The organism is Asticcacaulis sp. AND118 (assembly GCF_020535245.1).
In the GTDB taxonomy this organism is placed as follows: Bacteria; Pseudomonadota; Alphaproteobacteria; order Caulobacterales; family Caulobacteraceae; genus Asticcacaulis.
This window is the reverse complement of record NZ_CP084910.1, coordinates 264,646-288,676: the sequence shown is the minus strand read 5'-3', so window position 1 is coordinate 288,676 and position 24,031 is coordinate 264,646. Positions and strand designations below refer to the sequence as shown.

The following is a 24,031-nucleotide window of genomic DNA, read 5'->3' as shown; positions in this document are numbered from 1 at the left end:
CCCTCACGCAATCTGTAACCGGGTTACAAAATTTGTGCGCTGCGGTCTTTTCACCGTAAAAAAGCCGTGGCACAATAGAACATGGAAAAGCAAAGAAAAGCGGCTCGTGGTGCCGAAAGCCACGCCTTCGAAAATCTGACCGCCGTTGAGGCCGTCGCCCGCCTGAAAGACATCTACGTCGCTGCCGTCAAGGCGCTGCAAACCGATCTTCAGGCCTATCTCACCGACCGCACAAAACCGTCAAAGACCGCCCGCGAACAGGGCCGGTACTGCTATCCGCGCCTGATCGTGGTGTGGAAGGGCGTCGATATCGATGAGGAGGACGAAGCGCCCCTCACCCACCGCCACCCGGTCGTCAATCGCGCCTTCGCCCGCTTCTCGCGGCCCGGCACCTATTCGTCCTCGATCACCCGCCCGGACCTGTTCGGCGAAGAGATCGCCCATCAGCTCGAACTCCTGCAACAAGACTATGACGCCGTAATCAGCGTCGATGTCTCGGATCAGGAAATCCCCTATCCCTATGTGCTGGACGGCGCGGGGCTGGACCTCAACAGCGTCTCGGCCTTCGATCTGGCGCGTCACTTCCCGACGACCGAACTGGCCCTGATCGGCAACGAGGTCGCCGACGGCATGGACCTGCTGGACAATGAAGGCCACCGTCCGCTGGCCCTGTTCGACGGTCTGCGCACCGATTTTTCGCTGGCCCGCCTGAAACACTATACGGGCACCCCGGCCGAGCACATTCAGTCCTACATCCTGATGACCAACTATCATCGCTATGTCGATGTGTTCGTCACCTACGCGCTGGAGCAGCTCAAGCGCCCGGACAGCCCGTACACGGCCCTGTCGTGCTGCGGCGGCATCGTCATTACCAAGGACACGCCGAACCCGCTGGAGCTGATTGCCAATTCGCCGTGGCGCAAGTTCCAGATGCCGTCCTATCACCTGCTGTCGCCCGACCGTCAGGGCATCAGCCTGGTCAATATCGGCGTCGGCCCGGCCAATGCCAAGAACATCACCGACCACCTCGCCGTCATGCGCCCGCATGTGTGGCTAATGATCGGCCACTGCGGCGGCCTGCGTCCGTCGCAAAGCATCGGCGACTACGTTCTGGCCCACGCCTATCTGCGTGACGATCACGTGATGGATAATGTCCTGCCGCGCGAAATCCCCATCCCGCCCATCGCCGAAGTGCAGGTCGCCCTGCAACAGGCGGCAGTCAACATCACCGGTCAGGACGGCGACGCCCTGAAAAAGCGCCTGCGCACCGGCACGGTGGTCACCACCGACGACCGCAACTGGGAGCTGCGCTATTCGTCTTCGGCGCTGCTGTTCTCGCAAAGCCGGGCCGTCGCCATCGACATGGAGTCGGCAACGCTGGCCGCACAGGGCTATCGCTTCCGGGTGCCTTACGGGACGCTGCTCTGCGTGTCGGATAAGCCGCTACATGGTGAGTTAAAGCTGCCGGGTCAGGCCAACCACTTCTACGAACGGGCCATCGCCGAGCATATCGATATCGGTTTCGAGACGATCAACCTGCTGCGTCAGGCTGGCTCGAAGCTGCACTCGCGCAAGCTCCGCGCCTTCGACGAACCGCCGTTTAGGTGATATGAACGAGACGGCTGAAGAGCTAAAGGAACTTATAAGGTCCGCCGCATCTCAATTGCGGCGGACCTTAAGTGTCAAACAAAGCGCAGACGATTTTTCAGCGATAGTTGACGAGGCAAACTCAAGGCTGGGCTATCAATTAATCGGCACGCCACAAACAGGCTTTTACAAAGAAGCTTTTTTAGCCAGCCGCTTTGCACCACTTCGACAAGCAACGCACGTTTGGTTAGGTGATGATCCCCCTGATTTTTGGCTAACTGTCGAGGGTCAGGACTATTCGTTTGAGGCCACGGAAGTGCTGAGGCCCAATCGAAAACGCGATATCGAACTCCGTGAAGTGCATGAGCTAGGCCCGCAGATGGACCCGGCCGAAAACTGGCTCACAATCTCGGAAAATATCGATCTGGTTATCAAAGCTATAGCGCGTAAGAATAAGCCAAAATATTCAACGGTTTTTGGTTTGCTTATATATCTCAATACCGGCTCCATAGACCATGAATCTGGATGTGATGAGGCTACAACTGAAATAGTTAAAACCCTACGCCAATCGAATTTCCCCACTCCGTTTCAACAAGTATGGCTTGCGCTGAACACATACTGCGAGCGCATACGCTAAATTTTCATCCAATTTAGATTGCGTTAGGCTTTGTTAACCGCCGTTAGCCCATATTAACCCTGTCCGCAGTTCGTGCGGGCAGGGTTTTTTGCCGGTCACATCCATGTTCGCCAAGCCGAAGCTCCCCTCCCTGTCCAATTCACCGCTGTTCCGTCAGGACGGCGGCCTGATGAGCCGCATCAAGGGCTTCGGGCCCGCTGCGCTCGACATACTGAAAAAGCCCTATACCGCGCCGCTGATCGCCCTGGGCCTGTTCCTCGGCGGCGGGGCGCTGTTCCTCAGCCTGTCCGATCCCGAAGCCGGCAACCCCAGCATCCGCATCGCCGCCGCGACCGTCGCCGCCCCAAAGGCGGACGACCACGCACAGGCGCAAGCGCCTGCCAATGAGGCCGCATCGGGCCTGCAAGCCTTCACGCTCGATTCGCTCGGCCTGTTCAACGACGCCTCCGCCGAGCAGTTCGGCGCCAATGGCGAGGCCGGGCCCGCCGACGGTACGGCGATCATCACGCTTCCCAATGACGGCGCGCCGGTGACGGTCAGCGCGGCCAACAAGCTGCCCGCCTCGCCGCTAGCGCCAGCGCCCATCGCCGGCCTGTCGCAGAACGGGCCCAACGGCCCGCTGCCGGCCATCGCTTCGGACGGCCGCGTCCCGGCCTCGGCCTATGCCCGTCCGTTCAAATCCAACGGCAAGCCCATGGTGTCGCTGATCGTCGGCGGTCTGGGGCTCAATCCGACCACCACCAAGGCCGCCATCGAGCAGTTGCCCGCCGAGGTCACCCTGTCCTTCGTGCCGCACGCCGAAGGGCTGCAAGGGTGGATCGACGCCGCCCGCGCGCAGGGCCACGAGGTGCTGATCGAAATTCCGATGGAGCCGACCAACTATCCCGACACCGATCCCGGCCCGCGCACGCTTCTGGTGGGTCAGCGTCCGGACGACATGAATGCCAGCCTCAACTGGCTGATGGGGCGCGCCACCGGCTATTTCGGCGTCATGAACTATCAGGGCAGCGCTTACTTACGCGACAAGGGTTCGATGACCGGCTTTCTCAATGTGATGAAGGCGCGCGGCGTGGCCTTTATCGACGACGGTCAGGCCCGCGACGTCGCCGGCGGCTGGACCCGCGCCTCGGCGGATCGCGTGATCGACGCCCAGATCAACACCCAGAGCATCACAGCCCAACTCACGGCCATCGAGACTCAGGCCAAGGCTCGCGGTCGCGCGCTGGGGTCGGGCTTCGCCTATCCGGTGACGCTGGCCGCCGCGATCAAATGGACACAGGGTCTTGAGCAAAAGGGGCTGCAACTGGCTCCGGCTTCCGCTATTATGAGGCGATGACAAGAGACCTAAAAGACTACCGCCCCAATGTGGGCATCGTCGTGATCAATCCGGACGGCAAGGTGTGGATCGGCCATCGCTTCGGCATGAGCGGCGACTACGCCTGGCAATTCCCGCAAGGCGGCGTCGATGCCGGTGAAGATTTCGAGGCTGCCGCCAAGCGCGAGCTTTACGAAGAAACCGGCCTGAGCACGATCGAGATGTTTGGCTGCACGTCGGACTGGATCATCTACGACTTCCCGCCCGAAGTGCTGGCCCAGAAGAAGATCGGCCGCAATTTCAAAGGTCAGAAGCAGATCTGGTACTTCTGCCGCTTCACCGGTCCGGACAGCGAAGTGAACCTTCAGGCCCACGGCGAGCAGGAGTTCGACCGCTGGGAATGGTGCGACCTCGATCAGGTCATCGAGCGCGTGGTGCATTTCAAGCGCGACTCGTACCGCACCGTCATCGCCGAACTGAAAACGCTTCTGGGAAGGGTATAGCCATGTCTTACGTCGATGGATTCCTGATCCCGGTACCCAAGGAAAACCGCGCCGCCTACAAGAAGATGGCCGAAACCGCCGCCGAGGTGTTCAAGGAATACGGCGCGCTTCAGGTGGTCGAATGCTGGGGCGACGACCTGCCCGAAGGCGACGAAGGGGCTTCGTTCCGTAACTCCGCGCGCGGCAAGCTGTCGGACAGTGTGGTCTTTTCGTGGGTCATGTGGCCGTCGAAAGAGGCACGCGACGAAGCCAACGAGAAGATCATGGAAGACCCGCGCATGCAGCCGACCGAGGCCATGCCCTTCGACGGCGCTAAGCTGGTCTATGGCGGTTTTCAGGTGCTGGTCGAGAAATAGACCCATTGGCATTTTATCCACAGGGCCGTAGGCTGGTGCCTCCCAACAGAGGAGACGCTTCCCATGTCTGATGCCGCCATGTCTGACGCCCCCAGCACTTATGTCGATGGCTTTGTCTGTCCGGTCAAAGTCGAAAGCCGCGACGCCTATCTGAAATCCGCGCAGGTCACCGCCACCCTGTTCAAGGAACTGGGCGCGCTGGCCGTCGTCGAAAACTGGGGCGATGACGTCCCGGAAGGCAAGCTGACCTCGCTGCCCCTGGCCGTAAAGCTGGAAGCGGGCGAGGTCGTAGTCTTTTCGTGGGTCGTCTGGCCGTCAAAAGAGGTCCGCAATATCGCCTGGGAAAAGGCGCAGGCCGATCCGCGCATGGCCGAGATGGACATGCCCTTTGACGGCAAGCGCCTGATCTATGGCGGCTTTCAGACGATCTTTACGGCTTGATCAGGCGTTCAGATATTCTGCCACGCGTTCGACCTCTTCGGTCGAGCCCAGCACGACGCCCGTGCGCTGATGCAGGCCCGTCGGCTGGATGTCGAGGATACGGGTGGTGCCGTCCGTGGCCTTGCCGCCCGCCTGCTCGATCAGCAGACCGATGGGATTGGCCTCGTACATCAGGCGCAGCTTGCCGTCGGCGCGCTTCTTGTCGCCCGGATACATGAAGATGCCGCCCCGCGTGAGAATGCGGTGCACGTCGCCGACCATCGAGGCCAGCCAGCGCATGTTGAAATCCGCGCCGCGCGGCCCGTCCTTGCCCGCCACGCACTCGTCGATATAGCGCTGCACGCCGGGGAACCAGTGGCGGTGGTTCGACATGTTGATGGAGAATTCGCGGGTAGAGGCCGGAACCGTCATTTCGGCCCTGGTCTGCACCCACACGCCGTCGGCGTCAGGGGTGAAAGACACGACGCCCTTGCCCACGGTCAGGACCAGGATGGTCTGCGGGCCGTAGGCGGCGTAACCGGCGGCCACCTGATCGCGGCCCGGACGCAGGAAGTCGTTGAGGCCCAGCTCGCCCTGCGGCGCGGGCAGGATGGAGAAGATGGTGCCGACCACGCCGTTAACGTCGACATTGCTCGACCCGTCGATGGGGTCGAAGAACAGCAGATAGTCGCCCTTATCGAAGGCGATATAGTCGTCCATTTCCTCGGAGGCCAGACCGCGCACCACGCCCTTCCAGCGGGCCTCTTCGAGCATGATGTCGTTGGCGATGACATCGAGTTGCTTCTGCACCTCGCCCTGCACGTTTTCCTGCTCCAGCGCGCCCTGAAGATCGTTGACGGCGCTGAGGTTCACCGTGCGGCCGATCACGGCGCAGGTGTCGGCCATCGCGCCGATCAGGACCTTGAGATTTTGCGGCAGATCGCTCTGGCCTTCGAGGAAGGCGGTCAATGTCATCGGCATTTGAAAATCGCTTTTTTGTAATGGCTTTGGATGCAGCAGGACTAGCCTCCCGCAGGCCCTGCGTCAACGCGTAACGCGGTCTTAAGCGTGACGTGGCATGATCGAAGCGACTTAATGATGGGGCCTTCATGCCAGCGCCGAAACTGCCCGACATATCGCCCGACCGCCTCAAGCTGTCGGAGTTAATCAGCGCCTTCTCCTATGCGCTCGACATCACCGAAGGTCAGCCCGAAGGCCATTGCGTGCGCTGCTGCTATATCGGCATGCACATCGCCGAGGAACTGGGCTTTTCCGCGGAACAGAGGTGGGAGCTTTACTACGTCCTGCTGCTCAAGGATCTGGGCTGTTCGTCCAATGCCGCGCGTATCTGCCAGCTCTATCTGACCGACGATCTCAGCTTCAAACGCGACTTCAAGGACATCGACACCGGACTGTCGGACGTGATGGGCTTCGTCATTTCGCATACGGGGCTGAAGGCCGATCTGGCCGAACGCTTCCGCGCCGTAATCAATATCTTCAAGAACGGCGGCGAGATTTCGCGCGAACTGATCGAGACGCGCTGCACGCGCGGCGCCGACATCGCGCGGCAATTGCGCTTTCCCGAAGCCGTGGCCATCGGCATCCGCGACCTTGATGAACACTGGGACGGGCGCGGTCAGCCGCAGGGCCTGCGCCGTCAGGCCATCTCGCCCTATGCCCGCATCGCGCTGCTGTGTCAGTGCGCCGACGTGTTTTTCAAAAGCCGGGGGCAGGACGCCGCCACGCGCGAAATCCTCAACCGCGCCGGCACCTGGTTCGAACCCGAAACCGCCGACGCCTTTTTTGAGGTCGCCGCCCGCCCCGGCTTCTGGGAAGGACTGAGCGCGCCCGACCTCGTCCAGCGCATTCAGTCGATGGAGCCGGCGCATCATGAGGTGGCGCTGGACGAAGACTATCTCGACGACATCGCCATCGCCTTCGGGCAGGTGGTCGACTCCAAGAGCCCCTATACGGCGGGCCATTCGTCGCGCGTCGCCCTCTATACGGACATGATGGCCGAAGCGATGGGGCTGGACGCCCGCGCCCGGCGCTGGTTGAAGCGCGCCGCCCTGTTGCACGATGTGGGGAAACTGGGCGTATCGAACACCATTCTCGACAAGCCGGGCCGTCTGGTGGACGAGGAGTGGGTGCAGATGCAGGCCCATGCCCTCTATACCGAAACCATCCTGTCGCGCATCGGCGCCTTTGCCGAACTGGCGCGCATCGCTGGCGCGCACCATGAGCGGCTGGACGGTAAGGGCTATCCCCACGGCCTGAGCGCCGAAGAGATCAGTCTGGAGACGCGGATCATTTCGACGGCGGATTTCTTCGACGCCCTGACCGCCGACCGCCCCTATCGCCCGGCCCTGCCGATCTGGAAGGCGCTGGACATCATCGGCGAAAGCGTCGGCGACGCCATAGACCCGGTGTGCTTCGCGGCGCTGAAACAGGCCATTGAGCGGATAGAGACCGACGCCAAGGCGGGGACGGTCAGCTTCGACGCGACCGAGCGGCCGGTGCAGAAGGTGGCATGACTTATCAATAATACCCGTATAATATCAATGATATGGCTTGAAAATCGTTCACGCGACTACGGTCTATTCGCTTCTTTTATTTTATACGGCTTTTAAAAGCCTTTTTGCATTCAATTTGACAGATAGGCAAAATTCACTCTAGATAATGTAGAGAGGGCGGAAACCGCCCTCTCCTTTGCCCTCCTTGTGAGGGCTGCTCACCTTGGCGGCATCTCGCCCCCAAGATCAGGAAGGGTTTATGGCGGCTTCATTCCGCCTCACCTCCTTTCCGAATTCTGCGACAGAGGGTAGTCCGGCAAGATTGATCCCTCTGACCAATACAAGGCCCTGCCAAAAGCAGGGCCTCAAACTCTAAGAACCAAGCAAATCCTCTAAATCGTCATTGCCTCTTGAACTTTCTCCATGCTCAAGTGCAAAGTCCTCGATTGAAGGTATCGGCCGTTCCTTAAACCACCAATGGGGTTTTCCGTTGATGCGTACGGCTCGAAAACGCCCATCGCGCGACAACGACGATGCCAGATTGGTATTGCGATCATTTCCGCCAACCATGGAACCATATTTTTCGAGAAGCTCAACCAATTCCGCCGTTGTTGCAGGTGATCCGCGCTTTTGTAGGGCTAATTCTGCGGCATCAGCATGGGACATTCCCTTTTGGGTAGCGCGCTCTTTATTTTTTGTATTTGTTATATTTTCCGAGATCCAGTGAGTTTTAAGAGGAGGGGAAGAGCCCCTATTTGTGGGAGCAAGCGCTTGTTCGATTGCTAAATCCAACGCTTTGAGAGCCCGGTAATCCTCAGACGCCAAAAGACGAGCCTCAATGGCCTGCCTCAATTGACGCATCATTTGTAAAGCAGAATCAGACATTGCAACCTCGCTTTGGAATACTTTAACATTCGATACGGGACCGTCAATCAAAATACGCAATTATCAAAGGCAAAAATCAAAGCGACGAAAATTTGTCAAAGTTGCGCAGCGTGACATTCCATAGCAAAAAGGCCGAAGCGGGTGCTCCGGCCTTTGATATTGGCTCCCGGTTTCGGGTGCAGGGCCTGAGGCCCTGCTTATTGGCAAGCCAAGCATTCCTCGTAGTCCGTCTTGCCCGCGGCTTCCATCGACACCACCGCGGCCTTGCCTTCCGAACCGGCGAAGGCCGCGCGCTGCACCGACTTGGAGCGGAGATAGTAGAGCGACTTGACGCCCTGTTCCCACGCCGTCCAGTGCAGCATGTGCAGGTCCCACTTATCGACATCGCCCGGCAGGAAGATGTTGAGCGACTGCGACTGGCAGATTTCCGGCGCGCGGTCGGCGGCCAGTTCGACCACCCAGCGCTGATCGATTTCGAAGGCCGTCTTGAAGATGGCCTTTTCGTCTTCGTTCAGGGCGTCGAGGTGCTGGACCGAACCTTCATGCTCGACGATCGAGTCCCAGGTTTCCGGCGTGTCGAGACCCTTTTCCGCCAGCAGGTTCTGCAGGAAGGGGTTTTTGACCGCAAACGAGCCCGACAGGGTCTTGTGGGTGTAGATATTGGCCGGGATCGGCTCGATACCCGCCGAGGTGCCGCCGCAGATGATCGAGATGGAGGCGGTAGGCGCAATGGCCAGCTTGTGCGAGAAGCGTTCCATGACGCCGCGCTCTTCGGCGTCGAGGCATGGCCCGCGCTCCTGAGCCAGCTTGACCGAGGCCTTGTCGGCTTCGCGGCGCAGGTGCTTGAACAGGCGCATGTTCCACGACTTGGCCATCGCCGACTCGAAAGCCACGCCCTGCGATTGCAGGAAGGAGTGGAAGCCCATCAGGCCGAGGCCGACCGAACGCTCACGCTGGGCGGAATAGGCGGCGGCGGCCATCGAATCCGGCGCGGTATCGATGAAGTCCTGCAGGACGTTGTCGAGGAAGCGCATGATGTCTTCGATGAATTGAGGCTGGTCGCGCCATTCGAGGAAGGTTTCGGCATTGACCGAGGACAGGCAGCACACGGCGGTGCGCTCATGACCGAGGTGGTCCTTACCGGTGTGCAGCATGATTTCGGCGCACAGGTTCGACTGCTTGACCTTAAGGCCCAGTTCGCGTTGGTGCGGGGCCATCGACCGGTTCACCGTGTCGGCGAAGATCAGATAGGGCTCGCCCGTCTGCATGCGGATTTCGAGTATCTTCTGCCACAGGGCGCGCGCGTCGACGTAGCGGATGACTTCGTTGTTCTTGGGCGAACGCAGGCCGAACGGCGCGCCGTCGCGGACGGCTTCCATGAACTCGTCAGTGATCGAGATACCGTGATGCAGGTTGAGCGCCTTACGGTTGAAGTCGCCCGACGGCTTGCGGATTTCGAGGAATTCTTCGATTTCAGGGTGGAAGATGTCGATATAGACGGCGGCCGAACCACGACGCAGCGAGCCCTGCGAAATGGCCAGCGTCAGCGAGTCCATCACGCGGATGAAGGGGATGATGCCCGAGGTCTGGCCCGCACCCTTGACCTTTTCGCCGATAGAGCGAACACCGCCCCAATAGGTGCCGATGCCGCCGCCGTTCGAAGCGAGCGCCACGTTTTCGTTCCACACGCTGACGATGCCTTCGAGCGAGTCGGGGACCGAGTTGAGGAAGCACGAGATAGGCAGGCCGCGCTTGGCGCCGCCGTTCGACAGCACCGGCGTGGCCGGCATGAACCACAGGTTTGAAATGTAGTTATAGATGCGCTGGGCGTGTTCCGAATCGTCGGCATAGGCCGTGGCGACGCGGGCGAACATGTCCTGATAGGTTTCGCCGGCCAGCAGGTAACGGTCGTCGAGCGTCTTCTTGCCGAAGTCGGTCAGCTTCTCGTCCTTGGACGGATCGGTCACCACCGTCTTGATCAGCCTGAACTCCGGGCGCTCCTTCGGGCGCACCTTGAGCGCGCCCTTCACAGGCGCCGCACTCTGAACCTTCGCCGCCGCATCATTTGCCGACATCGTCACACTCACCTGGTATGCCTGAGAAAACCGCTCCGCGGGCGGAGCACCGAAGGCTTGCCCCCACAACAACTAGATATAGTGTCATTGGCCGCCCTAAGCCCCTATATGGGGCCATAATCGCGCCGCATCGTCAACGGCCAAGTCGCCGCACAGGCGAAGTTTTTAGTTAATGATTTCTTAAAAGAAACATTATTCCAAGCGCCTCAAGGGGTTGGCGCGACGACGCGAAAATACCCCCAAAAAAGAGTCCTGTTAGAGAATCGTCGAGGGGGTTTCAGAGAGGTAGCGGTCAACCCGATTCTCGCGGTCGACCAGCACGACTCTGGGGATAATCGGCGCGTCGGTCAGCTCGAACCCCATGATGATGATCTGTTCGGATTCGCTGATCAGGTGCGCGGCGGCGCCGTTCATGGCGATCTTGCCGGATCCACGTTCGCCGGTGATCACGTAGGTTTCGAGTCGCGAGCCGGAGGTGTTGGACACGACCAGCACCCGCTCGCCCTCCCACAGGCCGACGGCATCCATCAGATCCTCGTCTATGGTGATCGAACCGATATAGGCGAGATTGGCTTCGGTGACGTAGGCGTTATGGATCTTGGAACGCAGCAACTGACGCATGAATCTGACTCTGACGATTTTAAAGATTAACCACGGAAAACACGGAAAACACAGAAATCAGAGCGCTAATCTCTCGATTTGCGCCTTGGGATGGACACCGAAATTAACGAGAAGCCCGACCCGAAGACCAGAGGCCTTGAGATAATTCAACACCTGCGCCCTCTGCTCATCCAGCAAGGTACGACAAGTCTTCAACTCAACAATAATGCTATCGAAACAGATGAAATCCCGCCTGTATACCTGGGTAAGCGGTTCACCCTTGTAAGCCAATCGCAACTCAGGATGCGCGACGGCCGGAATGTCCTGCTGGGCAAACTCGCGTATCAGACATTCCTGATAGACAGATTCAAGAAAGCCAACGCCCATCTCACGTGATATCTCAAAGATAGCCCCGCGAATGGCGTAGGTTTCAGCCTCATAAAGAAGGCCGGTATTTTCCATGAATGTCCGTGCTTTCCGTGTTTTCCGTGGTTCTTAATCCCTTCACTTCGGAAAGTCAGCCGTTTTCTCTTATCAGGCCCCTTCGTCCACCTCGTCCATCAGGAATATCTCGCCGTCGAAGTCCACCACGTAGAGGTTAGCGAAATCGTCCTCGCCGAAGCTGGTGATGCTGCCTACCGCCCCCGCCGACGGGGCAAAGGCTGTGGTGCGGTCGGTGAAGGCGGTGTTGGCCAGGGTCGTGCCCTGCACCATATTCGCTACCGGGATCGACCACATGCGTTTGTTGACGAAGTCGCCGAAGACATATTGTGCGCGCATCGACACGACCGGCCCGCGATAGACATAACCGCCCGTGACCGATTTGCCTTGCAGCGGACCCGTGCCCTGGGCGTATTGCGCCACCGGCGGGGTCAGGCCGGTCGTCGAACCACCGGCGTAAAAGGATGTGCCTTCGAGGATGTTCCAGCCGTAGTTGAGACCGGGGCTGCCGGACGAGGCGAAGTTGATTTCCTCGATCGCGCTTTGCCCCACATCGCCGATATAGAGGTGCCCCGTTTCACGATCGAAGCTGTTGCGGAACGGGTTGCGCAGTCCCCAGTGCCAGATTTCCGGCGCGCCGCCCATGCTGGCGAAGGGGTTGGTCATCGGGATGGCGTAGTCGCGGTTCGGATCCGCCGGATAGGCGTCGCTGCGCACATCGATGCGCAAAATCTTGCCCAGCAGGACATTGGTGTTCTGGGCATTGCCCGAAGGGTCGCCGCCACCGCCGCCATCACCGACGGCGGCCACCAGCAGGCCGTTCTTGTCGAAGGCGATCCAGCCGCCATTGTGGTTATTCGCCGGGTGCGCAATGGTCAGGAGGGTGTCGCCCGCCCCCGAAGCGCCGGCCGCCGTCGCCGTGTAGCGGCGGATATTGATCGCTCCGTTAGTCGCCGTCAGATAGGCGTAGAAAACCCCCGTCGTGCTGAAATCGGGCGCGAGGGCCAGTCCCAGCAAACCCCGCTCGCCGTCGGTGGCGATCTGATCGCGCACATCGAGGAAGGCGGTCGCGTCGATGACCCCGGTCAGCGGGTCGAGTACACGGACCAGCCCGCCCTTCTGCACCACCAGCACCTTGCCCGAATTGTCGCCGCGCCCGGTCACGAACAGGGGTTGGGTGAAGCCCTCCCCCACCCGGCGCAGCGCCACCCGGCCCGAACGGTCGGTGACGGTGACCGCGACCGTGCGCGAAGCCGAAGCCCCGCCTGCCGAGGCGGTGACCGTTACATCATAGATATTGTCGCGGTTGGAATCCCGCGGCCATTCGAAATTGGGCGCGGCCTTGAAGGTCAGGGCGCCGCTCGTTCCGTCTATAGAGAACAGGGCGTTGTCGCCGCCGCTGCCCAGACTGTAGGTGATGGCGCCGCTGCCGCCCGTTGCCGCCGCGGTGTAGGCTGTCCCCGTGCCGTTTTCGCCGAAACTGGCCGTACCGCCCGAGGTGAAGCTCAGGGACGGTGCGCCGCCGCCCCCGCCGCCTCCGCCCGAATCGTCACCGCCACAGGCGGCCAGAGACAGTCCCAAGGACAGAACGACAGCAAGCGGTATCCGACTCATGCGTAACCCCTGTTTATCTTTTCCAGTATTTTCTGGCCGGCTTGATCCGGTGCCGCGACAATGAGACAGGGATGATAAAGATTCAAAGCGAAGAGCGGGTTAGACCAGCTTCCAGCCCTCAGGACCGCGAACGGTGGCGCAGGCGGGCGTGCCGTCCTTGCCGCGTCCCGGCAGGACGATTTCAGGCACGGCCCCGACACGGGCGGCGTCCCTCAGGGCTTCGGGCATGTCATGGATGTCGATCTTGGCGCGGCGCGACCATTCGCTGCCGGGGTCGCCCGCCGATTGCCCGATAGCGATATAGACGAAACGGCGCTCCGGCCCTTCGCGGCGCACGAACGGCCCCAGCCAGCGATTATCGGCACTTAAGCGCACCGGCACGTCGAAGGACAGCGGACCCTCGCTCGCGATCACGGGATCGATCGGATGATTGTCCTTGTCCTGAAGGCTGTAGGCGACGCCCGGCACCGGATCGGCGATGGTCAGGCGCAGGATGACCGCCGTATCGCCCAACTCAGTCGACCCAGAGGTCCGTCACATCGCCCTTGCGGTTCAGCATGTGCACCGCGCGCTTGATGACGTTGAGCAGGTTTTCGATACGCTCCGGCTGATCGTAGGTCAGGGCGGCGCGGTGCAGTCCGTCCAGAGCGAAACGGGCCAGATCGCGGCTGGCCTGGAAACGCGAATCGACGCCGGCGGTAATGAAGCCCGGCGTGGCGCGGCCCATGGCCCCGCGATCGAAGGCTTCCTGCGCCGGACGGATGGCCTTGGCCACGTCTTCGTCCTGACGCGCGGCGCGTTCCAACGCCAGAAAGGCGGAAAACGGCACCGAACTCAGCAGACGCCAGTAGGCGTCGATAGCGCCGTCAAGCGCGTCCTGACCGGGCTTCAGCTTGCTGGCCTCAGCCTCAAAGGCGGCTTCGCGGGCCGAATGGATGTGCCAGGCGGCCGCTTCGACCAGCGCTTCGCGCGTCGGGAAGTGATAGAGCATGGCCCCGCGCGTCAGACCGCAGGCTTCGGCGATGGCGGCATTACCCGCGCGGTCATAGCCCAACTCCGCGAACAACCGCATGGCGGTGTCGAGAATCTGGACCCGCGTGCGGCGGGACTTGGGCGTGTCTTTCGGTCGATCGCTCATGCGCTGCCTTCCAGCTTCCGCGCGCTGGCCTCCCGTTGTGTGTTCTTTACGGGCGCGGACGGTACTCACATTCAGGTCGTTCGTCGCGGTTGACAAGGCAGTACGAGTTTTAACGCGACGCGGTTCCATGATCGGGATTATACGCGGGTTTTTGTGCATCGCAACAACTCTGCGGTCCAAAAACCGGCCACACCTTGAAAATATGGCTCCATTTTCTTTCGCAACCGCGCCATGGGCAGAAAAACTTCCTTCCCTTGTCGCAGGCCTGAAACAAAATCGTGCTTCACAGAGCGCCCGTTGCGCTCTACACAAGTGGGCCAAGGACAACAGACGGAAACGATTGTGCGTATCTTACTGGCGACCGATGCGTGGGACCCTCAGGTCAATGGCGTGGTCACGACAATGAAGCGGGTCATCGCCGAGTGCGAAAAACTCGGTCACGAATTCAAGATCGTGGACTACAACCAATTCAAGTCCGTTTCCTGGCCCGACTATCCGGAGGTCAAGCTGGCGCTGGGCTGTTATGAGGAAGTCCGCGAAATCATCCAGGATTATGAGCCGGACGCCGTGCATATCGCCACCGAGGCCTTTGTCGGCCTCGCCGCGCGCCGCGTGTGCATGGAATGGAAGATGCCCTTCACGACCTCCTACCATACCAAGTTTCCCGAATACGTCTCCGCCCGCCTGCCCATCCCGCTGAGTTGGGGTTACGGCTATATGCGCTGGTTCCACAAACCTTCCGGCCGGGTGATGGTGGCGACGCCGACCCTGCAGAAGGATCTGGAGGCACGCGGCTTCAAGAACATCTCGCCCTGGACGCGCGGCGTCGATACCGAAATGTTCCGCCCCGACCTTGAGCCCATCTTCGGCGACCTGCCGCGTCCGATCATGACCTATATCGGTCGCGTGGCCATCGAGAAGAACCTCGAAGCCTTCCTGTCGCTCGACCTGCCGGGCACGAAGGTGATCGTCGGCAAGGGGCCGCAACTGGAGGAACTGAAGGTCAAGTATCCGGACGCTGTCTTCACCGGTGCGCGCTTCGGCGACGAACTGGCGCGCTCTTATGCCGATTCCGACGTCTTCGTCTTTCCGTCCCTGACCGACACCTTCGGTCTGGTCATCCTCGAAGCCATGGCCACCGGCACGCCGGTCGCCGCCTTCCCGGCGCACGGCCCCATCGATCTTATCCCCGGCACGGGCGCGGGTGTTATCGATGACGATCTGGGCGTGGCCATTACCGAGGCTTTGAAGCTCGATCGCGGCCATGTGCGTCGTCATGCCGAAAAGTTTTCGTGGAAGGCCTGCGCTGAAGAATTCATCCGTAATCTGGAGCCCTATCCGGAAGCCGAGAAGAAGAAACTATGGGCGCGCCTGCGGACCTTACCGCGACGCCTGCGCAAGGCGGCCTGACAACCCACTCTCAGACACAAAAAAACAGGCGCTGAAAATTTCAGCGCCTGTTTTTTTGCCCGCAGTACGAGCCCAAATAACAACGGCCCTCTCTGGGGGGCAGAGAGGGCCGCGCATGCCGCCGGATTCGAGGGGGGGGGGGGATGATCCCGGCGACGAACTAATTGACGACGACTCAATTACCGTGAGCCGTTGTCGTTAGAGCCTAAATAGCCCCTATTTCCAAAAATGGAAGAGCCTCAGTAAAACTTTTTTGTGATCTATGACGCCGATCTTTGGTTAATGGCAAAGACGTACCGTTAAGCAAACGATTACGGATAATTATTCTCAAAAACCGGCGTCATATACTCAGGGTTTAAGCAAACAGCTTCGCCCAGTTACGCTTCTCACGCGACTTCCACGCGCCACGGTGGTAGGCGTCCGAGCCGATCAGCGGTACGACCGTGGTGGCTTCGGCGAAGACCATCTGTTCGTAGGTGGTCGAAACCTTACCCCACGATGCGGCTTCCTTCAGCGTCGAGGACGAGCAGGCGCCGTCACGTACATCGGCAACAGTGATCTGCACCGCGTACTTGTGCATGTCGGCTTCGATACCGAGGATTTCGGCGCAGACGACGGTGTCCTGCGCGAAGTTCTTCGGTACGCCGCCGCCGACCATGAACAGGCCGGTGGTGCCCGCCGCGATCTTGATGTCGGTCAGTTCGCGGAAATCGGCCACGGCGTCGATCATCAGGTAGGGTTGCTTGGCGGCGATGCGTTCCTTCTGGTGCTTGACCAGACCGAAACCGGCGGACGAGTCGACAAAGGCCGGGCAGAAGATCGGCACACCTTCTTCGTAGGCGGTCTGGATCAGCGAGCCGGGCTTCTTGGCATTGCCTTCCGACAGCCACTTGCCCATTTCCCAGATGAATTCGCGCGAGGAATAGCCGCGTGGCTCAAGGCGGTTGCAGATCTCCAGGATCGTATGATCGCACGCCTGAAGCTCTTCTTCGTCGATATAGGTGTCGTAGATGCGGTCGATATAGTTGTCGCGCAGGACGTTGTCATCGACCGGGCCCGCGGCCTGATAGTGCTTGAAGCCGAGCGCTTCGAAGAAGTCCATGTCGACGATCGAGGCACCCGTGGCGACCACGGCGTCGATCATGCCGAACTTCACCATGTCGCGGTAGACGTGCATGCAGCCGCCGGCCGAGGTCGAACCGGCCAGGATCAGCCACGGCGAGCAGCCCTTGTCTTCCAGCGCCATGTTGAAGATGTCGGCGGCGCGGGCGGTGTCGCGCGACGAGAACGACATCTTGCGCATCGAGTCGATGATCGGACGGGCGTCGTAGGAGGTGATGTCGACGTGCTCCACGGTGTTCTGGAGCAGGGCGGCCTTTTGGTTCGATTGGGGGGTGTTAGCGTTCATCGCTTGGTCCTTTTTGATAAAGAGGAGAAAGGTGGACGCCCGTCATGTGCCCGATACCCCCCAGACGGTGCGATGGGGCGGGATTTTACAGGGAGCGGCCTATAGCCCATAAGTTGGCACTTTGCAAATCAAGGTTTTGCAAAGGGCGGCAAAGGGTCCGGGCCTAAATCCCCAGCGGTCCGAAGACCAGCGAACGGTGCACGCCCACCCCGGCCATCATGCCTTCCGCTGCGGCGAAACTGGCATTGTGCATTGAGCGCGTGATGTCGCCCGCGGCAAAGACACCCGGTACGCTGGTCTGACCGATCTGATCGACCACGATTACCGGCCCGTGCATACCGTCCTGCATGACGCAACCCAGTTGTTCGGCCAGCGGACTGGTCATTTCGGTGCGCGTGGCCACATACAGCGCCGCCAGCGGCACAAGACGCCCATCGGTCAGGCGCACGCCCTCCAGCGCCTCCGCCTCGCCTTCCAAAGCCGCAATCGGCGCGGGCTCGATATGTACATTGCGCGCCTTGAGGTGACTGAGGGTTTCGGCGTCGGGCATCTCCCCGCCATTGAGGAAGAAGGTGGTCGGGCCCCATTCGCTGATCAGCAGGGCCTGATGCACCGACATCGGCGTGACGCGCAGCACACCCAGCGGCCGGTTGAGGAACTCATAGCCGTGGCAGTAGGGACAGTGCAAAACCGTCCCGCCCCAGCGTTCGGTCATGCCCGGCACGTCGGGCAGGTGATCGCGGAGGCCGAAGGCCAGCACCAGCTTGCGTGCGTAGAGCCTCTCGCCGCGCAGGGTCTCGACCACGAAACCGTCGTCCGACCTGTGCGCGCGGATCGCTTCGCCCTCGACAAAATCCACGGTGGGATAGGCCGCCAGCTTGTCGCGCCCGGCGGCCTTGAGCGCCAGCGGCGCGGCCCCGTCCTGAGCAAAGAAGCCGTGCGAGGCTTCGGCGAAGCGATTGCGCGGCTGACCGCTGTCGAGCACACAGACCGACTTTGCGGCGCGGGCCAGCGGCATGGCGGCGGACAGGCCGGCAAAGCTGCCGCCAACGATCAGGGCGTCATAGATCATGGTCGTTTTCCTTTTGGGGGTGATCCTTGAGCAGGACGTAACCGCGCGCATCGGCACGGTTCTGGAAATCGGCGGCCAGCATGGCCAGCGTCACCTCGCCGAACCGCTGCATCAGCAGGGTCTCGGCTTCGGACAGGGCGTTGTCGATCGCGGCATTGACGGCCTGCTCGACCAGGCACTGCGGGTTTTCGCTGCGGTTGCCCATAGCGAACAGTTCCGGTTCGCCCACAGCCCGATAGACTTCGGCCAGCGTCACCTCCGCCAGCGGCCGCCCCAGACGCCAGCCGCCGCCATGCCCTTTTTCGGATTGCACCAGTCCCTGCGCGCGCAGGCCGGCCATGACACGGCGGATGACGACGGGATTGGTTCCCATCATCTGCGCCAGCCGCTCGGAGGTCACGGCCGCCTCCATGCCCGCCATATGCAGCAGGACGTGGAGCATGCCGGAAAGTTTGCCATCTCTTTTCATGTAACTTTATATGTTACATGATGCGGCAAAAAACAAGGGCCGGTTCTGAAAAACCGGCCCTTTGTATTTTCATACTCCCCTGCATAGCGGGGGAGGGGGACCACAAAGTGGTGGAGGGGGCAAGGTTCGAGACTCCGCCCCCTCCGTCATTTTCGCTATCGCTCAATGCCACCTCCCCCGTATCGCTACGCTCACAGGGGCGGATGTATTTATTTCGAGCGCTTCTTGCCGCGCTTGCCACCCTTCGGGCGATTAAGACGCACGACCTTATTCTCTTCGACACTATCGAAAAGGCTGCGCGGCACGTTGAGCGAACGCGGCCCCAAACCGAACAGCGAGGCCATGGGCGCGTCGTCGAGGAAGACGGTTTCCGTCTGGCCATAGCCGTTGAAACCGGTGGTCATGGCCACGCCATAAGCGCCCAGCATACCGATTTCGACATAGTCGCCCTCTTCCACATCGGCAGGCAACCAGAACGGCCCCGGCATGTGGTCGATGGAATCGCAGGTCGGGCCGTAGAAACGGAAGGGCTTCAGTTCCGGCTGCTCGTCGCCATCCTCGGCGCGGTGCAGGCGCACCGGGAAGGGCCATTTGGCGTGGGTGGCGTCGAACAGATTGCCGTAGGCCCCGTCGTTCAGATACAGGGCGTCGCCCTTGCGCAGTTCGACGCGGGTCAGGATCGAGGTCGATTCCGCCACCAGCGAACGGCCGGGCTCGGCCCACAGTTCGGTCGCCTCGTGCACCTTCATTTCATCGAAAGCGCGATGGATGACGTCCATATATTCGGGGAGCGAAGGCGGCACCATGCCCGGATAGACCGAGGGGAAGCCGCCGCCAATATCGACGATATCGGCCAGCACGCCGGCGCGAACCAGCGCGCGCGAGGCCGCCGACATGGCCGCGGCATAGGCCGTCGGGCGCATGCACTGCGAACCCACATGGAAGGAGATGCCCATACGGTCCTGCGTCGCCTGACGCGCCGCCAGCAACAGGGCCGGAGCTTCATAGGGCTGCGCACCGAACTTGTTGGTCAGGGGCAGGTTCGAGCCTTCGCCCGAGGTTGCCAGACGCACGATGAGATTGAGGTCCTTCGCGCCGCCCGTGGCGTCGAGGATCTTCTGCAATTCTTCGTGGGTGTCGAGGCTGAACGTCTTTACCCCGAAGTCATGATAGGCTTCGGCGATGGCGCGGCGCGACTTGACCGGGTGCATGAAGGCCAGACGCGCTTCGGGCGCAATGGAGCGCACCAGCTTGACCTCGTTGATCGAGGCCACGTCGAAGGAGCCGATACCGGCGTCGAGCAGGGTTTCGATCACCCACGCAGACGGATTCGCCTTGACTGCGTAGAAGACATCGCCGTTGAAGTGGCGCTGGAACCATTGCGCTGCGACGGAAACAGGCTCACGTCGCACAAGGGCGACGGGCTTTTCCGGTGACTGCTCGCGGACCAGGTCCAGGGCCGATTGGAAGTTTGCCACTGCCAATACCCCGTAAAATTAAGTTAAACCCAGACCGGCGTTAGCAGCGTTTCAACGACACCCAGCCCTTCGAGATTACAGTCTCTTGGGGCCCCAGGGCGCCGACCTGTGTGTCGGGGTCCGCCGGAAGCGGGCTATATCGGGCATTTTAGCCGGACTGTAAAGACCAAATTATGGTCAACACCCTCTGTAAACCCTTGCGACCAATCGACTGAGCGGTAACGGAGGCGGTTGCCAAAGCGCACGAACTTCGGCAAGACTCCTCCGTTCATCTTTGTTAACGCCGCTGTCCCGGACAGGCAGACGGCGCAGGGGGGACGGGGACAGCCCCCGTGAGCATGAAATGCCGAGCCTTGTCGAAGTCCAGTCGCTGTCGAGAACCTTCGCGCTCAAAGCGCAAGGCGATGCGCCTGCACGTCGCTTCAAGGCGCTGGATGATGTCTCGTTTTCCATGAGCCGTCCGGAACGCATCGGTCTCATCGGTCCTTCGGGATCGGGCAAGTCCACGCTTCTGCGCAGCCTGTCCGGCCTGATCCTCGGCGACGAAGGTTCCGGCCCCATTACCGTGCGGGGCCGCATCGTACAAAACGACGGCAAGCTCGGTGCCGATGTGCGCGCTGCGCGCGCCGATCTGGGCATGGTGGCGCAGCAATTCAATCTGGTCGGGCGTTTGAGTCTGTTCACCAATGCGGCGCTGGGGCTTCTGGGGCGCATTCCGCACCTGCGCGGCCTGCTCGGTCTGTGGACACCCGAGGAAAAGCAGCGCGTCATGCAGGCGCTCCATACGGTGGGCATTGCCGACAAGGCCCCCCAGCGCGCCAAAACCCTCTCCGGCGGTCAGCAGCAGCGCGGGGCCATCGCGCGCGCCATCGTGCAGGACGCGCGCCTCATCCTCGCCGACGAGCCCGTCGCCTCGCTCGACCCTGTCACGGCGCGCAAGGTGATGGAGCTTCTGATGCATGTAAATGAAGACCGTGGCGTCGGGGTCATCGTCACCTTGCATCAGGTCGACTATGCTATGAAATACTGCGACCGTATTCTGGCCCTGAAAGACGGGAAGATCGTCTATGACGGTCCCGCCGACGGCCTGAGCCTGGAACGCCTGACCGAGATTTACGGCCCTGAAATCGAGCAGGCCTATTGGAGGGACCCGTCATGACCCTGTCACGCAAGGATATGCTGAGAGGATTGTCCGCGTCTGCACTCGCCCTGCCCTTCCTGACGTCGGGTTGCGGCAAGGCCGATCAGACCAAGGGCCCGCGCACCGAGATCGCCTTCTCGATCCTGTCGACCGAAAACGCCCAGAATCAGGAGCCGTTGTGGCGGCCGTTCCTCGCCGATATGGAAAAGCAGACGGGCCTTAAGGTGAAGCCCTTTTTCGGCTCCAACTATACGGCGCTGATCGAGGCCATGCGCTTCAATCAGGTGCAGGTCGGCTGGTTCTCCAATGCGTCGGGCCTCGAAGCCGTGCGCCGCGCCGATGGCGAGGTGTTCGCGCGTTCGTCCGACCCGTCGGGCGTCGACGGCTATCAGAGCGTTATCATCGCCCGCGCCGACTCGCCCCTGACAGCCGAAGATCTGCTGAAATGCGACGGCAAGCGCACCTTCGGGCTAGGCGATGTGAAATCGACCTCCGGCACGCTGGCGCCGATGACCTACTTCTTCCTGCCGCACAAGGTCGATCCGGCCAGGTGCTTCAAGAGCGTCCGTTCGGGCAGCCACGAGGCCAATTTCCAGGCCGTGGCCAACGGGCTGGTCGACGCCGCCACCAACAATAACGCCTCGCTGGAGCGCATGGCGCAGGTATCGCCGGACAAGATCAGGCAGATCAAGGTCATCTGGACCTCGCCGACCCTGCCCGAAGATCCGATCATCTTCCGTAAGGACCTCGACCCGGCGACCAAGGAAAAAATTCGCTCCTTCTTCCTGTCCTACGGCACGGGCAAGGACGCCGAGGGCCAGCGTCAGCTCAAGATTCTCAACAACCTGATCTTCGGCGTGTTCAAGCCTGCGGACAATTCGCACCTCCTGCCCGTGCGCGAAATGGAAGCCGCCGAGGCGCTCATTCAGGCGCAGAACGCCGGCGACGCCGAAGCGGTCAAAAAGGCCGAGGCCGACCTGAAGGCGATTTCGAGGGAAGCCGCTGCGCGTCAGGCCGCTCCGCAGGCCTTACCCGACAAACTGCCTGACGCGCCGTAATGGCCGAAGCCGCACAACTCGACGCACTGGAGCCGCCGCGCGCCTCGCTGGGGGAAAAACTGGTGACCTGGGCCTTGTGGCTGGGGTTCGGCCTGCTGCTGGCGCTCAGTTTCAGGGGGGCGCAGATCGGCGACCTGCCCCTGCTGGGGCAGAACTGGAGCAATACCAGCACCTATCTGCGCGACTATCTGCATCCGGATTTTTCCGACCATGCGACCGTCACTCACTACATCCGGGAAATGTGGGTGACGGTGCAGGTGGCTATCTGGGGGACGGTGCTATCGATCCTGCTGGCCGTCCCTTTCTCGCTTTTGTGCGCCACCAATATCGCCCCGGCCTGGATCAGCTTTCCCGTGCGGCGGCTGATGGACACGTTGCGCGCCGTCAATGAGCTGGTTATCGGCACGGCCTTTCTGGTGGCCGTGGGACCGGGACCGCTGGCCGGGGTGCTGGCGCTGGCGCTGCACAATACCGGCGTGCTGGCCAAGCTGTTTTCCGAAGCCGTCGAGGCGGTGGATCAGCCGCCCATCGAAGGGGTGCGCGCCACCGGGAGCACACGGCTGCAGGAAATCGTCTGGGGCGTCATCCCTCAGGTCGGGCCGTTGTGGACGTCGTTTGCCCTCTATCGCTTCGAATCGAGTGCCCGTTCGGCCACGGTGCTCGGCCTGATCGGCGCAGGCGGCATCGGACAGGTGCTGTTCGACAATATCAACAGTTTCAACTATGCCCGCGTTTCGGCCATCGCCATCATCATTGTCATTGCCGTGGTTATCATCGACATAACCTCTTCAGCCATCCGCAAGCGACTGGTCTGAGAACGCGCGTCCGTCGTAGAACATACATTCGACGGGAGCCCGGATATGGCGCGTTATCTCATTATTGCAGCGAGTTCAGGGATTGGCCGCAGCCTTGTTCAGCACCTCCGACAGAGCGGACATGAAGTCATCACCACGGCGAGACATGACCGGTCTATAACACCGGATTACGTGCTCGACGCATCGGATTTCGATGCGGTCGACAGCGTGTTCGCCCAAGTCGGCAAGGTCGACGGTGTTGCCAATCTGGCCGGCTCGCTATTGCTGAAGTCCGCGGCGCTGACAAGCCGCAGTCAGTACGACGCCATCATCACGGCGTCCCTGACCACGGCTTTCGCCACCGTGCGCGCCGCCGCACGACATCTGACGGAAGGCGGCTCCCTCGTATTGCTATCGTCGGCCGCCGCCCTCGAAGGCTTGGCCAATCACGAAGCCATTGCCGCCGCCAAGGCGGGGGTCATAGGCCTGACCCGGTCCGCCGCAGCCTCCTATGCCGGTCAGAACCTGAGGGTGAACGCTATAGCGCCCGGCCTTGTCGAAACCCCTTTGACGGCGGGCCTGATCGGCTCGGAAGCCGGGCGCCGCGTGTCGGAGTCCATGCACGCCCTCGGGCGACTGGGTAAGCCGGAAGACGTCGCCCGCGCCATCGCGTTTCTGCTGGACCCGCAGAACGACTGGATCACCGGGCAGGTGCTCGGTGTGGACGGCGGCTTAAGCCGCGTGAGGCCCAAGCTGAAAGTTTAAACGCTTAACGCGCGTTAACCATTTAAATACCTGAATCAGCGCATAAAGCAGGTATGAGCACTATACCGCCCTCCCTGTCCCAGATGCTGCTGGGCCGCGCCGCGCCTTCGGCCTCGCCACAGAAGACGACGCCTGATGCCGCCGCGCGCTTCAATGACGCCCTGTCGGCGCAAAAGGCGTTTTTCCGTCAGGCGACCGGACAGGCGGCAGCGGTGGATCAGCCCGCGCCGAAGCCGGCCGGCGTGACCCCGGCCACTTTCAAGGCCGCCGACATCGCACAGGGCGCCAAGCCCGAAGACGTGCGTATGCTGCGACCGGGCAGCCTGCTCAATATCCGGATTTAAGCGCGGTC

The 24,031-nt window shown here is 61.3% G+C and carries 25 protein-coding genes; 13 read left to right on the top strand and 12 right to left on the bottom strand.

Annotated features, from left to right (window positions below; translation table 11 throughout):
- Positions 1-81 precede the first annotated feature (81 nt).
- The 6 genes from LH365_RS01370 (at position 82) to LH365_RS01345 (ending at position 4,839) form a co-directional block, all read left to right on the top strand.
- Positions 82-1,608: an AMP nucleosidase gene (locus LH365_RS01370; protein WP_226744434.1), complete on the top strand. Its 1,527-nt coding sequence runs from the start codon at positions 82-84 to the stop codon at positions 1,606-1,608.
- A 1-nt stretch (position 1,609) separates the two neighbouring features.
- Complete coding sequence (locus tag LH365_RS01365; RefSeq protein WP_226744433.1) at positions 1,610-2,224, top strand: hypothetical protein; 615 nt, start codon at positions 1,610-1,612, stop codon at positions 2,222-2,224.
- A gap of 88 nt (positions 2,225-2,312) precedes the next feature.
- Complete coding sequence (locus tag LH365_RS01360; RefSeq protein ID WP_370639730.1) at positions 2,313-3,560, top strand: divergent polysaccharide deacetylase family protein; 1,248 nt, start codon at positions 2,313-2,315, stop codon at positions 3,558-3,560.
- Positions 3,557-4,042: an RNA pyrophosphohydrolase gene (locus tag LH365_RS01355; RefSeq protein ID WP_226744432.1), complete on the top strand. Its 486-nt coding sequence runs from the start codon at positions 3,557-3,559 to the stop codon at positions 4,040-4,042. The genes LH365_RS01360 and LH365_RS01355 overlap by 4 nt, the downstream gene beginning before the upstream one ends.
- Before the next feature lie 2 nt (positions 4,043-4,044).
- The gene (locus tag LH365_RS01350; RefSeq protein ID WP_226744431.1) at positions 4,045-4,398 is read left to right on the top strand and encodes a DUF1428 domain-containing protein; all 354 of its coding nucleotides are present in this window, start codon (positions 4,045-4,047) and stop codon (positions 4,396-4,398) included.
- Between the two features lie 63 nt (positions 4,399-4,461).
- Positions 4,462-4,839 (top strand): DUF1428 domain-containing protein, encoded by a 378-nt coding sequence (locus LH365_RS01345; RefSeq protein WP_226744430.1) that lies wholly within the window; start codon positions 4,462-4,464, stop codon positions 4,837-4,839.
- On the opposite strand, the gene LH365_RS01340 is transcribed toward LH365_RS01345, so the two are convergent.
- Positions 4,840-5,799: a class 1 fructose-bisphosphatase gene (locus tag LH365_RS01340; protein WP_226744429.1), complete on the bottom strand. Its 960-nt coding sequence runs from the start codon at positions 5,797-5,799 to the stop codon at positions 4,840-4,842.
- Between the two features lie 128 nt (positions 5,800-5,927).
- Here LH365_RS01340 and LH365_RS01335 point away from each other — a divergent pair, with 128 nt between their 5' ends.
- A complete protein-coding gene (locus LH365_RS01335; protein ID WP_226744428.1) occupies positions 5,928-7,352 on the top strand; it encodes an HD-GYP domain-containing protein in 1,425 nt (474 codons plus the stop codon).
- A gap of 351 nt (positions 7,353-7,703) precedes the next feature.
- Here the strand turns inward: LH365_RS01335 and LH365_RS01330 are convergent, their stop codons facing one another.
- The 7 genes from LH365_RS01330 to LH365_RS01300 form a co-directional block, all read right to left on the bottom strand.
- Positions 7,704-8,216, bottom strand: coding sequence for a hypothetical protein (locus LH365_RS01330; RefSeq protein WP_226744427.1), 513 nt, complete (start codon positions 8,214-8,216; stop codon positions 7,704-7,706).
- A 197-nt stretch (positions 8,217-8,413) separates the two neighbouring features.
- On the bottom strand, positions 8,414-10,291 hold the full coding sequence (locus LH365_RS01325) for a ribonucleoside-diphosphate reductase subunit alpha (RefSeq protein ID WP_226744426.1): 1,878 nt from the start codon (positions 10,289-10,291) through the stop codon (positions 8,414-8,416).
- Between the two features lie 255 nt (positions 10,292-10,546).
- Complete coding sequence (gene panD / locus LH365_RS01320) at positions 10,547-10,912, bottom strand: aspartate 1-decarboxylase (protein WP_107875495.1); 366 nt, start codon at positions 10,910-10,912, stop codon at positions 10,547-10,549.
- A 57-nt stretch (positions 10,913-10,969) separates the two neighbouring features.
- Positions 10,970-11,353: a GxxExxY protein gene (locus LH365_RS01315; RefSeq protein WP_226744425.1), complete on the bottom strand. Its 384-nt coding sequence runs from the start codon at positions 11,351-11,353 to the stop codon at positions 10,970-10,972.
- A gap of 72 nt (positions 11,354-11,425) precedes the next feature.
- Entirely contained in the window at positions 11,426-12,946 is a 1,521-nt protein-coding gene (locus tag LH365_RS01310; RefSeq protein WP_226744424.1) for a PQQ-dependent sugar dehydrogenase, read from the bottom strand.
- 99 nt (positions 12,947-13,045) lie between these two features.
- The gene (locus tag LH365_RS01305) at positions 13,046-13,459 is read right to left on the bottom strand and encodes a DUF5990 family protein (protein ID WP_226744423.1); all 414 of its coding nucleotides are present in this window, start codon (positions 13,457-13,459) and stop codon (positions 13,046-13,048) included.
- Between the two features lies 1 nt (position 13,460).
- Positions 13,461-14,084 carry a TetR/AcrR family transcriptional regulator gene (locus tag LH365_RS01300; protein WP_226744422.1) on the bottom strand — a complete coding sequence of 208 codons (624 nt, stop codon included), beginning with the start codon at positions 14,082-14,084 and terminating at the stop codon, positions 13,461-13,463.
- A gap of 342 nt (positions 14,085-14,426) precedes the next feature.
- Between LH365_RS01300 and LH365_RS01295 the strand changes: the two genes are divergently transcribed.
- Positions 14,427-15,494 (top strand): glycosyltransferase family 1 protein, encoded by a 1,068-nt coding sequence (locus LH365_RS01295; RefSeq protein ID WP_226744421.1) that lies wholly within the window; start codon positions 14,427-14,429, stop codon positions 15,492-15,494.
- 355 nt (positions 15,495-15,849) lie between these two features.
- Here the strand turns inward: LH365_RS01295 and LH365_RS01290 are convergent, their stop codons facing one another.
- From LH365_RS01290 to LH365_RS01275, 4 genes are all read right to left on the bottom strand, one after another.
- Entirely contained in the window at positions 15,850-16,902 is a 1,053-nt protein-coding gene (locus LH365_RS01290; protein ID WP_226744420.1) for a deoxyhypusine synthase, read from the bottom strand.
- A 163-nt stretch (positions 16,903-17,065) separates the two neighbouring features.
- Complete coding sequence (locus LH365_RS01285) at positions 17,066-17,974, bottom strand: NAD(P)/FAD-dependent oxidoreductase (RefSeq protein WP_226744419.1); 909 nt, start codon at positions 17,972-17,974, stop codon at positions 17,066-17,068.
- A complete protein-coding gene (locus LH365_RS01280) occupies positions 17,964-18,443 on the bottom strand; it encodes an Rrf2 family transcriptional regulator (protein ID WP_226744418.1) in 480 nt (159 codons plus the stop codon). Before LH365_RS01280 ends, LH365_RS01285 begins: the two co-directional genes overlap by 11 nt.
- 209 nt (positions 18,444-18,652) lie before the next feature.
- A complete protein-coding gene (locus tag LH365_RS01275) occupies positions 18,653-19,921 on the bottom strand; it encodes a type III PLP-dependent enzyme (RefSeq protein ID WP_226744417.1) in 1,269 nt (422 codons plus the stop codon).
- Positions 19,922-20,264: 343 nt separating this feature from the next.
- On the opposite strand from LH365_RS01275, the gene LH365_RS01270 reads away from it, so the two are divergent.
- From LH365_RS01270 to LH365_RS01250, 5 genes are read left to right on the top strand one after another with little or no spacing between them, the layout of a single operon-like run.
- Entirely contained in the window at positions 20,265-21,080 is an 816-nt protein-coding gene (locus LH365_RS01270) for a phosphonate ABC transporter ATP-binding protein (protein WP_226744416.1), read from the top strand.
- On the top strand, positions 21,077-22,120 hold the full coding sequence (gene phnD / locus LH365_RS01265) for a phosphate/phosphite/phosphonate ABC transporter substrate-binding protein (protein ID WP_226744415.1): 1,044 nt from the start codon (positions 21,077-21,079) through the stop codon (positions 22,118-22,120). The genes LH365_RS01270 and phnD overlap by 4 nt, the downstream gene beginning before the upstream one ends.
- On the top strand, positions 22,120-22,935 hold the full coding sequence (gene phnE / locus LH365_RS01260; protein WP_226744414.1) for a phosphonate ABC transporter, permease protein PhnE: 816 nt from the start codon (positions 22,120-22,122) through the stop codon (positions 22,933-22,935). The genes phnD and phnE overlap by 1 nt, the downstream gene beginning before the upstream one ends.
- Positions 22,936-22,980: 45 nt before the next feature.
- Positions 22,981-23,679, top strand: a complete 699-nt coding sequence (locus LH365_RS01255) for an SDR family oxidoreductase (RefSeq protein WP_226744413.1) — start codon at positions 22,981-22,983, stop codon at positions 23,677-23,679.
- A 53-nt stretch (positions 23,680-23,732) separates the two neighbouring features.
- On the top strand, positions 23,733-24,023 hold the full coding sequence (locus LH365_RS01250; protein ID WP_226744412.1) for a hypothetical protein: 291 nt from the start codon (positions 23,733-23,735) through the stop codon (positions 24,021-24,023).
- Positions 24,024-24,031: the final 8 nt, after the last annotated feature.

Bases quoted from the DNA above. Each gene is read 5' to 3' on its own strand.
- LH365_RS01285 (WP_226744419.1), bottom strand. From the start codon at position 17,974: ATGATCTATGACGCCCTGATCGTTGGCGGCAGCTTTGCCGGCCTGTCC.
- LH365_RS01290 (WP_226744420.1), bottom strand. From the start codon at position 16,902: ATGAACGCTAACACCCCCCAATCGAACCAAAAGGCCGCCCTGCTCCAG.
- phnD (WP_226744415.1), top strand. From the start codon at position 21,077: ATGACCCTGTCACGCAAGGATATGCTGAGAGGATTGTCCGCGTCTGCA.
- LH365_RS01330 (WP_226744427.1), bottom strand. From the start codon at position 8,216: ATGTCTGATTCTGCTTTACAAATGATGCGTCAATTGAGGCAGGCCATT.
- LH365_RS01340 (WP_226744429.1), bottom strand. From the start codon at position 5,799: ATGCCGATGACATTGACCGCCTTCCTCGAAGGCCAGAGCGATCTGCCG.
- LH365_RS01345 (WP_226744430.1), top strand. From the start codon at position 4,462: ATGTCTGATGCCGCCATGTCTGACGCCCCCAGCACTTATGTCGATGGC.
- LH365_RS01300 (WP_226744422.1), bottom strand. From the start codon at position 14,084: ATGAGCGATCGACCGAAAGACACGCCCAAGTCCCGCCGCACGCGGGTC.
- LH365_RS01370 (WP_226744434.1), top strand. From the start codon at position 82: ATGGAAAAGCAAAGAAAAGCGGCTCGTGGTGCCGAAAGCCACGCCTTC.
- LH365_RS01310 (WP_226744424.1), bottom strand. From the start codon at position 12,946: ATGAGTCGGATACCGCTTGCTGTCGTTCTGTCCTTGGGACTGTCTCTG.
- LH365_RS01250 (WP_226744412.1), top strand. From the start codon at position 23,733: ATGAGCACTATACCGCCCTCCCTGTCCCAGATGCTGCTGGGCCGCGCC.
- phnE (WP_226744414.1), top strand. From the start codon at position 22,120: ATGGCCGAAGCCGCACAACTCGACGCACTGGAGCCGCCGCGCGCCTCG.
- LH365_RS01355 (WP_226744432.1), top strand. From the start codon at position 3,557: ATGACAAGAGACCTAAAAGACTACCGCCCCAATGTGGGCATCGTCGTG.
- LH365_RS01270 (WP_226744416.1), top strand. From the start codon at position 20,265: ATGCCGAGCCTTGTCGAAGTCCAGTCGCTGTCGAGAACCTTCGCGCTC.
- LH365_RS01350 (WP_226744431.1), top strand. From the start codon at position 4,045: ATGTCTTACGTCGATGGATTCCTGATCCCGGTACCCAAGGAAAACCGC.
- panD (WP_107875495.1), bottom strand. From the start codon at position 10,912: ATGCGTCAGTTGCTGCGTTCCAAGATCCATAACGCCTACGTCACCGAA.
- LH365_RS01315 (WP_226744425.1), bottom strand. From the start codon at position 11,353: ATGGAAAATACCGGCCTTCTTTATGAGGCTGAAACCTACGCCATTCGC.
- LH365_RS01325 (WP_226744426.1), bottom strand. From the start codon at position 10,291: ATGTCGGCAAATGATGCGGCGGCGAAGGTTCAGAGTGCGGCGCCTGTG.
- LH365_RS01365 (WP_226744433.1), top strand. From the start codon at position 1,610: ATGAACGAGACGGCTGAAGAGCTAAAGGAACTTATAAGGTCCGCCGCA.
- LH365_RS01255 (WP_226744413.1), top strand. From the start codon at position 22,981: ATGGCGCGTTATCTCATTATTGCAGCGAGTTCAGGGATTGGCCGCAGC.
- LH365_RS01335 (WP_226744428.1), top strand. From the start codon at position 5,928: ATGCCAGCGCCGAAACTGCCCGACATATCGCCCGACCGCCTCAAGCTG.
- LH365_RS01280 (WP_226744418.1), bottom strand. From the start codon at position 18,443: ATGAAAAGAGATGGCAAACTTTCCGGCATGCTCCACGTCCTGCTGCAT.